This is a genomic window from Microbacterium sp. (genome assembly GCF_035556355.1).
Lineage (GTDB): Bacteria > Actinomycetota > Actinomycetes > Actinomycetales > Microbacteriaceae > Microbacterium.
In genome coordinates this window covers 1-9513 of the sequence record NZ_DATMFG010000050.1, presented here as the reverse complement: position 1 = coordinate 9513, position 9513 = coordinate 1, and the positions used below count along the sequence as shown (strand labels likewise).

Below are 9513 nucleotides of genomic sequence, written 5' to 3'. Positions count from 1 at the left end.
AGGCTCGCCGGACGCGGCGAGAGTGTCGAGTCGGCGTCGCGCTCGTCCATTCCCGTCGGGTCGAGCAGGAGTTCTTGAACCATTCGAATACCCTTCATCGCGGTTCCCGTGGTGGCGCGGATCAATCTGCCATGGGCCCGGCGGACGGATGCATCCGGATTTCACCATGCGAAAAAATCCGTTCCCGCCCAGCCCGCTCCGCGAGAAGATCCCGGAGGCTGGAGCGACACCGGCCCCCAGTCCGCACAGGCAGCCCGCGAAGGAGCGAATGCATGACGGTTCCGCACTACAGCGACCTCTGGCGGGGGATCGCGCAGACCGCACCCGACCGGCCCGCGATCGTCACGCGCGATCGCCGGCTCACGTGGGCGGAGTTCGCCCGCGAATCCGGGGCGATCGCACGCCATCTCACCGAGGTGACGAGGCTGCGCCCGCACGATGCGGTCGCCCTGCTGCTGTACAACCGTCCCGAGCACCTGACCGTCATGTGGGGCTGCCTCGCCGTCGGCGTCGCGCCCGTGGCGATCAACTACCGGTACCGCGCCTCCGAGGTGCGGGCTCTGCTCATCGACTCGGATGCGCGCGTGCTCGTCGTTCCGACTTCGCTCGGCGCGCTCGGGGCCGAAGCCGCGGAGGGTCTCGACATCGAGGTCATCACCGTCGACGACGGCGGCGACGAGCTGCCCGGGGCGACGCGCTACGCCGACATCATCGCGGCCGGCGGCGAGCTTCCCGAGCGGGCGCCGCGCGGTGCCGACCTGCGCCTGTACACGGGCGGCACGACGGGCGCGCCCAAGGCGGTCGTGTGGGACCTCGACACGCTGCTCGCCGCGCGCCGGCAGTCGACGTGGGGCATCATCGGCGTCACGCCGCCCGAGAGCCTCGACGAGGCGGTGGCGATCGCGATCGACCCGGCCACCCCGCGGGTTACGACCCTCCCGCTGAGCCCGCTCCTGCACGGAACGGCCCAGTCCACCACGATGGGCACGCTCGCCCTCGGCGGCACGATCGCCCTGCTGCCCCAGCCGAGCCTCGACGTCGAGGCCGCGTATCGTCTCGCGATGGACGTGAAGGCGACGCGCCTCATCGTCGCGGGCGACGCCGTCGCGCTCCCCCTCGTCGAGGTCGCCGAGCGCGAGGCGGGGCTCCCTCACGTCGATTCCGTCCTCAGCTCGGGCATGCGGTTCAGCGACGACGTCAAGCGCAGGCTCCACGCGCTCGGCGACCTGCAGATCGTCGATCTGCTCGCGTCGAGCGAGGGCGGCCCCTTCGCGTTCGGCATCACGCGGCACGCCGACGACCTCCCCGCCCGGTTCGTGCTGACGCCCGACGCGGTGCTCCTCGATGAGGAGTTCGAGGAGATCACCGTCGAGCCCGGCGCCCTCGGACTGCTCGCGTACCGGGGCATCCTCCCGCGCGGCTACTATCGCGACCCCGAGAAGACCGCGAAGACGTTCCGCGAGATCCGCGGCCGCCGCTACGTCATCCCGGGCGATTGGGCCCGCGCGCGCGGCGACGGCACGATCGAGCTGCTCGGCCGGCTCGCGGCGGTGGTCAACACGGGCGGTGAGAAGGTGTTCCCCGCCGAGGTCGAGGAGGTGCTGCTGGCGCATCCGGATGTCGACGACGCCGTCGTGTTCGGCCTGCCCGACCGCCGCTTCGGCGAGGTGGTGTCGGCGATGATCGCGCCATCCGCCGGCGCCGAGATCGACGTGCCCGCGCTGCTCGCGTTCGTCGACGAGCGCCTCGCCGGCTACAAGAAGCCGCGGCACGTGTTCGTGCGGCCGAGCCTCGAGCGCTCCCCCACCGGCAAGGTGGTGCTCGAGAAGGTGAAGGCGGATGCCGCGGCCGAGCTCGAGCGCCGCGCGAGGCTCACGGCAGCCGGTTGAGGGCCGGCTGCGAGACGAGGGCCTCTCGCGAGACGAGGGCCTCTCGCGAGACGAGGGCTTGTGCGGCCACGATCCCCTCGTCTCGCGGGATCCCCTCGCGCGGTGACGGGCGCGTTGGCACGCGAGCTCAATCGAGGTGCCGGATCCGCTCCCACAGCTCGTCCCAGGAGCCCTCGGGACCCGAGCACACCGTGAGGGGCACCCCCTCCTCCTCGTTGTCGACACCGACGCCGTTGTCGAGCGTGCCGACGACGTCGCAGCGCTCGAAGATCCGGTCCGCCCACCGACCCTGCCCCCCGACGAAGAGCACGGTCTCGACATCGTCGGGTGGCGGCCCGAGGTCGGCGAGCGCGTTGTGGCCGCTGTACACGGGCGGCAGGTCGACGCCGAACCGGTCGAGCGCACCGGCCTCGCCGTAGTTCGACGTGATGATCGCGTCGACGGATGCCGCGGCATCCGTCACCTGTTCGGTGTACCGCTCCCACCCCACCTGGTCGGCGGCGGCCGAGTTGATCGACGCCACCCCGACCTCGCCCGCGACGCGCACGGGCAGGACGGGCAGCGCCGCCACGGCGCACGTGAGCGCATTCACCGCCAGCAGCGTGAAGACGAGGATGCGCCGCGCACCCGTGCGACACCACTCCGCCACGAGGACAGAACCGATCGCGGTGAGGACGGCGAGCACCCCGGCGGTGTAGTAGAACTGCGCGCCGGCGACGAAGACGAACACCACCACGACGACGAAGGTCGCCACGAGGAACCGCAGGGGTCGCCACGCCGGTCGGCGGAAGATGCCGACGATGGCGCTCACCCAGAAGACCGCCAGCACGGGACCCACGAGCAGGATCAGCATGGGCCACATGAGGATGCGCACCTCGTCGGCGTTGTTCTCGCTCAGGGCCGCGCCCATCGCGAGCTGCGGCCACCCATGCGTGATCTGATAGACGGCGTTCGGCAGGGCGAGCAGCCCCGCGATCGCGACGCCGCCCCACAGCCGGCCCGACGCGAACCAGCGCCGCGGGCCGAAGATCGCGAGCCCTGCGGCGATCCCCACCATGAGGATCACGATGAGCAGCTTGTTGAACGTGCTCGCGCCGACGACCGCGCCCGCCGCGAGCCACCACCGCCCGTCGTCGCGCAGCACCGCCCGGATCGCGAACAGCAGGGCGGCCGGCCACACGACGAGGTCGAGGCTCGCGGTCAGGAGCAGGTGGCCGAACATGAGCGTGAGCGTCGCCCCGGCCATGCCCCACGCGGTGAGCGCCTGCGCGAGACGCCCACCGCCGACTTCGCGCGCGATGAGCGCGAGGAGGAGGACGGATGCCACGGCGAACAGCAGCGGGAACACGCGCAGTGCGATCACCGAGTCGCCGAACAGCGCGATCGACGCACGCGCGATCAGCGGTGTCAGAGGCGGCTGGTCGGTGTAGCCCCACGCCGGCGCGAGCATGCGGAAGTACAGCTCGTCGCGGTGGTACCCGTACTGCGACGACGTGAGGGCGAGCACGCCCGCGAGCGCCATCATGGCCCCGACGACGGGGGCGGCGGCCAGGCGCGGTCGCGTGACGGTTCGCGGCTCGTCCAGGGCGGTCACGACGCCACGCTATCGGGACGCGCGGACGCTCTCATCCCTCAGGCGGCGGATGCGGCATCCGTGTCAGCCGGCCGCGTCCACGTAACCCGCCTCGCGCAGCACGCGCGAGATGCCGTTCGCGGTGATGCGCACGAGGTGCACCATGTTCTTGCCGTCGACATCGGCCTCGGTGAGCGCGAGCGACACGGCGGCGACGACGTGTCCTTCGGGGCCCCACACCGGTGCGGCGACGCCGATGTGGATGAGGTCGACCTGCCGATCGCTCACCGCGAAGCCCTGGCGGCGGATGTCGTCGAGCGCCTTCTCGAGGTCTTCGCGACGGGTGTAGGTGTTCGTCGTGAACGCCTCGAGCGGGCCGCTCAGCACCTCTTCGCGGATGTCTTCCGGTGCGTGCGCGAGCAGCACCTGACCGATCGCCGTCGCGTGCAGCGGATACCGCCCGCCGACGAGCGGTCGCCGCACGCGTCGCCGCGGGCTCTGGAACCGGTCGATCGACACGAGCTCGGTGCCCTCGCGGATCGCGAGGTGCGACGCGTAGCCGGTGGTCTCGTAGAGGTCCTGCATGAACGGCCGCGCGAGGCGCTGCAGCCCGACCGACCGCGGTGCGAGCGACGCGACCTCCCACAGTCGCAGACCGATGCGGTAGCGGCTCTCGCCGTCGCGCTCGAGGGCGCCCCACTCCGCGAGGCGCTGCACGATCCGATAGCACGTCGCGATCGGCAGACCCGTGCGGCGGCTGATGTCGGAGAGCGACTGGCGCACCCGGCCGCCCTGGAACGTGCCGAGGATCAGGAACGCGCGGTCGATGACCGACTTGGGCAGCTCGGATGCCGCATCCGCGGTCTCCTCGACCTCGGGAGCATCGTCGTCGATTCGCTCGGCCACCCGTCGATTATCGCCCAGCGGAAAGGGTGGGCGGCGCGTGCGGATGGCCGAGCGAACGTGACCGATACGCCCGGGCCGGCGCGTCAGGCGACGGCGAGGATGCCGAGCGCGAGCACGAGCGCACCGGCGAGCGCGAGGCCGAACTCGGTCAGGACGAGGTGCGTCTTGCCGAACTTCACCGCGAGCATGTTGGTGAGCGAGTGCGCCGGGATCGTGGCGAGCACGAGCCACGGCTGCGCGAACAGCAGCAGCGTGAAGCCGAGGTGCAGTGCTGTCGCGCTCAGGCGCTCGAGCAGCGACCACAGCGGGTTCTGCGTCTTGAGCATGCCCTGCGACTCGAGGAGCTCCCGCGCCTCGACGGACTTCGGGTCGTCCTTGGTCATGAGCCCGGCGATCGCGAGGACGTTCACGGCGATGATGACGACTTCGATGGTCGCCCAGCCGTAGCCGAACCACGCCGCCTCCTGCACCGCGTGGACGGTCAGCAGCACGAGGATGACCCGCACGATCTCCTCCGCAGGCCCCGAGAACCAGCCGACGAGACGCGCCGTCGCCTCCTGGCTCAGACGACGGCTCGCGATCAGTGCGATCGGCTGCCGAAGCACGAGGGCGGCGAGCCATCCGCCGGCGCCGATGAGCATCGGCCACAGCACGGGCGCGCCGGTGACGGCGAGCATCACCGCGAGCGCGACGATCGGCGCGGGCACGAGGACGAGCGCCGTGAGACGGATGCGGGCTGCCTGCCGCTGCGGAGCGAGGACGGCGGTCATACGGGATCTCCTGTCTTTCGGTCGACCGGCATCGTCACGGTCGAGAGCAAGCGGGGTGTTCGGTCGGGTGTCAGGTCGTTGTCGGCGCGCGCGGCGATCGCCGCGCGGATCTCCGTCAGCAGGTCTCGGAGCTCGTCGTCGGTGAGGTTGAGCACGACCTCGCGATAGCCGACGCCGTCCTTCGCGAGGTCCACGGTCGGCCGCTGCAGGTACCGGCCGAACTCGTCGAGCAGACCGCCGATGTACGTCGCGAAGTATCGGAAGTGGTCTTCGGGCATGGCCTGCTCGAACGCCTCCTGCGAGAGGATCGCCTGCGGGCCGAGCGCGTACGTGCGCTCAGCGGTGCCCCGAACCTTCCGCTCCGAGACGACAGTGATGATCCCCGCGTCCAGGAGAAGCCCGAGGTGGCGGTACAGCGTGGCCTGCGGGATGTCGCTCACCCGTTCGGCGAGCTCCCTCGTCGTGAGCTGCACGCCCGCCAGCGCCCGCACGATCGCGAGACGCTGCGGATGCAGCAGCACGTCCGGTGCGCGCTCGTTTGTTCCCATAGTTTGGAATGTTATCAGACTCGATAACCAACCGCGCGCACGCGGGACTATTCGAGACCCAGCGTCGCAGCCACCGCCTCGGGAACCGTCACGTGTCCCACTGTCCAGTCAAGCGCCTGGTGCACGCCCGGGTCGCGAGGCATGCTCGAAGCATGAGCACACCGGACTGGGTCACGCATCCCGAGCTCGTCGAATGGGTGCAGAAGATGGCCGAACTCTGCACACCCGCCGACATCCACTGGTGCGACGGGTCGGATGAGGAGTACGACCGCCTGTGCGAAGAGCTCGTCCAAGCGGGGACGTTCATCCGGCTCAACCCCGAGAAGCGGCCGCGGAGCTTCCTCGCCCGAAGCGACGCGAGCGATGTCGCGCGCGTGGAGGAGCGCACCTTCATCTGTGCGCGCAGCGAGGAGGACGCGGGCCCCACCAACAACTGGATGGAGCCGAAGAAGATGAAGGGGATCCTGCGCGACCTCTTCAGCGGGTCGATGGCCGGCCGCACGATGTACGTGGTCCCGTTCAGCATGGGCCCGATCGGCTCGCCCATCGCGCAGCTCGGCGTGCAGATCACCGACTCGCCCTACGTCGTGGTGAGCATGAAGATCATGACCCGCATGGGACGCGCGGCTGCCGAAGCGCTCGGAACGGACGGCGAGTTCGTGCCGTGCATGCACACCGTCGGCGCTCCGTTGAAGGAGGGCGAAGCGGATGTGCCGTGGCCGTGCAACCCGGACGAGAAGTACATCGCGCACTTCCCCGAGACCCGCGAGATCTGGTCGTACGGCTCCGGATACGGCGGGAACGCCCTGCTCGGCAAGAAATGCCTCGCCCTGCGCATCGCGTCGACGATGGCGCGTGACGACGGATGGCTCGCCGAGCACATGCTCATCCTGGGCGTGACCGACCCCGAGGGCGAGAAGACGTATGTCGCGGCGGCATTCCCGAGTGCGTGCGGCAAGACGAACTTCGCGATGCTCGTCCCCCCGAAGGCGATCGCCGAGAAGGGGTGGAAGGTCACGACGGTCGGCGACGACATCGCGTGGATCAAGCCCCGTGAGGACGGCACGCTCGTGGCGATCAATCCCGAGGCGGGGTACTTCGGCGTTGCGCCCGGCACGTCGTACTCGACGAACCCGAACGCGATGGAGTCGATGCGCTCGGACACCATCTTCACGAATGTCGCCCTCACCGACGACGGAGACGTCTGGTGGGAGGGCATGGACGGTCCGCCGCCCGCGCACGCGATCGACTGGCAGGGGAACGACTGGACGCCCGAGTCGGGCACGAAGGCGGCGCATCCGAACTCCCGCTTCACGTCGCCCGCGACGCTCAACCCCGCACTCGACGAAGCCTGGGACGACCCCCAGGGCGTGCCGCTGCGCGCCTTCATCTTCGGCGGCCGCCGCGCGGGCACCATCCCGCTCGTGGTGCAGAGCTTCAACTGGGCGTTCGGCGTGTACATGGCCGCCACGATGGGATCCGAGACGACCGCCGCCGCATTCGGGAAGCAGGGCGTGGTGCGCCGCGACCCGTTCGCGATGCTGCCGTTCGCGGGCTACCACATGGGCGACTACATCAACCATTGGCTCGCACTCGGGCGGAAGGTGCGCAATGCGCCGCGCATCTTCGAGGTCAACTGGTTCCGCCGCGACGCCGACGGCAACTTCCTGTGGCCGGGTTTCGGCGAGAACATGCGCATCCTGCAGTGGATCGTCGCCCGATCCCGCGGCAAGGCGATGGCGATCGAGAGTCCCCTCGGGTGGATGCCCCGCTACGAGGACATCGACTGGGACGGCCTGGACTTCTCGGAGGAGGACTTCTTCGCCTGCATGGCGATCAACCGCCGCGACTGGACAGCCGAGCTGCTCGACGTCGAGGAGCTGTTCATGAAGCTCTACACGCGCCTGCCCAAGGAGATGGAGATGATCCGGTCGCTCACGACGAGCGCGCTGTGGCGCTCGCCGAAGCAGTGGGAGCTGAACTACGACCCGACGTGATCACTCGTCGAGCGGGATGCTCCGATCGGGGATGTGCGCCGACGTGCCGGCGTCGTCGAGCAGCAGCGCGAGTGCGCGTCGGGTCGCCGCGAGAAGGTCGTCGCCGATGACCGCGCGAACGCGCTCCTCGAACTGAGCGCGGGCGCGCCTCGCGGTGTCGATGACCTCGCGACCGGCATCCGTCAGTCCCACGATCTTCGCCCGTCGATCATCGGGCGACACACGTCGCGACACGAGCCCGAGCCGCTCCAACTCGGCCACGTGCTTGGACGCCCCCTGCTGCGTGATGCGCAGGTCGGCCGCGAGCGCCGTGATCGTCTGATCCCCCGCCAGCAGACGCTGGAACACGTACCCGTGCGCGCGCGTCACGTGGTAGCCGCGAGCGCGCACCGCCTCGATCACCGACCGCTCCGCGAGCGACCCGGCGAGCGACAGAAGGGTGGCGGCGTCGAGGTCTCGCGCCGAGGTGGGGGCATCCGTCGCCATGGTCCCCAGTTTACACAACTATGGTTGTGCAATACTGGCCACATGGCCACCACAGAACGGATGCTGCACAAGCGCGCCGACGTCGAAGAGGTCGTGCGCCGCTACTACCGGATCGTGTCGGACCTCTCCTCCAGCGAGGAGGACCTGCGGGCCGTGCTCGCGCCCGACGTCGAGATCGTCGAACACCCCAACGCCCTCGTGCCCGCCGGTGCGATGCGCGACCTGGCGCAGACGCTCGAGGGATTCAGCCGCGGCAAAGCCCTGTTGCGCGAGCAGGAGTTCACGGTGCACGACGTCATCGTCGACGGCGACCGCGCGGCGGCGCGGGCGACATGGCGCGGGGTGATCGGGGCATCCGTCGGTCCGTTCCACGAAGGTCAGGAGCTCGTCGCCCACGTCGCTGCCATGCTCACCGTGCGCGACGGCGCGATCGTGCACCACGAGACGTTCGACTGCTACGAGCCGTTCGCGACCGCATCGGCGTGAGTCCGCCGACAGCGCCGCCGTGTCCCCGGTAGGTGCGACGATCCGCACAAGCGGATCGGCAGGAGGGGACGGATGCGGGGCGAGGCGACCGTGCTGCATGCCGACCTCGACGCCTTCTACGCCTCGGTCGAGCAGCGCGACGAGCCCGAGCTCCGCGGGCGGCCCGTCATCGTCGGCGGCGGCGTCGTGCTGGCCGCCAGCTACGAGGCGAAGGCCCGCGGCGTGCGCACCGCGATGGGCGGCAGACGGGCGCGAGAGCTGTGCCCGGACGCCGTTGTCGTCCCGCCCCGCATGGAGGCGTACTCGGCCGCCAGCAAGGCCGTGTACGAGATCTTCCGCGACACGACGCCGTACGTCGAGGGGCTCTCGATCGACGAGGCGTTCCTCGAGGTGGGGGGCCTGCGGCGCATCGCGGGCACGCCCGAGCAGATCGCGGTGCGCCTGCGCCAGCGGGTGCGAGCCGAGGTCGGACTGGCGATCTCCGTCGGCGTCGCCCGCACCAAGTTCCTCGCGAAGGTGGCGAGCGCGGTCAGCAAGCCGGACGGCCTGCTCGTGGTCGAGCCCGAGCAGGAGCAGGCGTTCCTGCTCCCCCTTCCGGTGGAGCGGCTGTGGGGCGTGGGCGCGGTCACGGCCGAGAAGCTGCACCGTCTCGGCATCCGCACGGTCGGTCAGCTCGCCGATCTGGAGGCCGCGACCACCGAGCGCCTCTTGGGGAAGGCGGCCGGCGCCCACCTTCACGCGCTCGCCCGCCTGCGCGATCCACGTCCCGTCGACACGACGCGGCGCCGCGGCTCCATCGGCTCGCAGCGCGCGCTGCGCAGCCGTCCGCGCACACCTGAGGAGCTGGACCTCTTCCTC

The 9513-nt window shown here is 70.3% G+C and carries 9 protein-coding genes; 4 read left to right on the top strand and 5 right to left on the bottom strand.

The window, feature by feature from the left end; all coding sequences use genetic code 11:
* Positions 1–272 precede the first annotated feature (272 nt).
* A complete protein-coding gene (locus tag VNR19_RS14355) occupies positions 273–1889 on the top strand; it encodes an AMP-binding protein (protein ID WP_325727903.1) in 1617 nt (538 codons plus the stop codon).
* A gap of 127 nt (positions 1890–2016) precedes the next feature.
* Here the strand turns inward: VNR19_RS14355 and VNR19_RS14350 are convergent, their stop codons facing one another.
* From VNR19_RS14350 to VNR19_RS14335, 4 genes are all read right to left on the bottom strand, one after another.
* Entirely contained in the window at positions 2017–3483 is a 1467-nt protein-coding gene (locus VNR19_RS14350; RefSeq protein WP_325727901.1) for an ArnT family glycosyltransferase, read from the bottom strand.
* Positions 3484–3546: 63 nt separating this feature from the next.
* Positions 3547–4368: an IclR family transcriptional regulator gene (locus VNR19_RS14345; RefSeq protein ID WP_325727899.1), complete on the bottom strand. Its 822-nt coding sequence runs from the start codon at positions 4366–4368 to the stop codon at positions 3547–3549.
* Between the two features lie 83 nt (positions 4369–4451).
* Positions 4452–5138, bottom strand: coding sequence for a hypothetical protein (locus tag VNR19_RS14340; protein ID WP_325727897.1), 687 nt, complete (start codon positions 5136–5138; stop codon positions 4452–4454).
* Complete coding sequence (locus tag VNR19_RS14335; RefSeq protein ID WP_325727894.1) at positions 5135–5686, bottom strand: helix-turn-helix domain-containing protein; 552 nt, start codon at positions 5684–5686, stop codon at positions 5135–5137. Before VNR19_RS14335 ends, VNR19_RS14340 begins: the two co-directional genes overlap by 4 nt.
* A gap of 92 nt (positions 5687–5778) precedes the next feature.
* Between VNR19_RS14335 and VNR19_RS14330 the strand changes: the two genes are divergently transcribed.
* Positions 5779–7683, top strand: a complete 1905-nt coding sequence (locus VNR19_RS14330) for a phosphoenolpyruvate carboxykinase (GTP) (RefSeq protein WP_491715945.1) — start codon at positions 5779–5781, stop codon at positions 7681–7683.
* Here VNR19_RS14330 and VNR19_RS14325 read toward each other — a convergent pair whose 3' ends face one another.
* A complete protein-coding gene (locus VNR19_RS14325) occupies positions 7684–8169 on the bottom strand; it encodes a MarR family winged helix-turn-helix transcriptional regulator (protein ID WP_325727891.1) in 486 nt (161 codons plus the stop codon).
* Between the two features lie 42 nt (positions 8170–8211).
* Here VNR19_RS14325 and VNR19_RS14320 point away from each other — a divergent pair, with 42 nt between their 5' ends.
* A complete protein-coding gene (locus tag VNR19_RS14320; RefSeq protein WP_325727890.1) occupies positions 8212–8655 on the top strand; it encodes a nuclear transport factor 2 family protein in 444 nt (147 codons plus the stop codon).
* Positions 8656–8727: 72 nt separating this feature from the next.
* A partial coding sequence (dinB, locus tag VNR19_RS14315) for a DNA polymerase IV (RefSeq protein ID WP_325727888.1) occupies positions 8728–9513 on the top strand: 786 nt, incomplete at its 3' end.

Bases quoted from the DNA above. Each gene is read 5' to 3' on its own strand.
- VNR19_RS14320 (WP_325727890.1), top strand. From the start codon at position 8,212: ATGGCCACCACAGAACGGATGCTGCACAAGCGCGCCGACGTCGAAGAG.
- VNR19_RS14325 (WP_325727891.1), bottom strand. From the start codon at position 8,169: ATGGCGACGGATGCCCCCACCTCGGCGCGAGACCTCGACGCCGCCACC.
- VNR19_RS14335 (WP_325727894.1), bottom strand. From the start codon at position 5,686: ATGGGAACAAACGAGCGCGCACCGGACGTGCTGCTGCATCCGCAGCGT.
- VNR19_RS14355 (WP_325727903.1), top strand. From the start codon at position 273: ATGACGGTTCCGCACTACAGCGACCTCTGGCGGGGGATCGCGCAGACC.
- VNR19_RS14340 (WP_325727897.1), bottom strand. From the start codon at position 5,138: ATGACCGCCGTCCTCGCTCCGCAGCGGCAGGCAGCCCGCATCCGTCTC.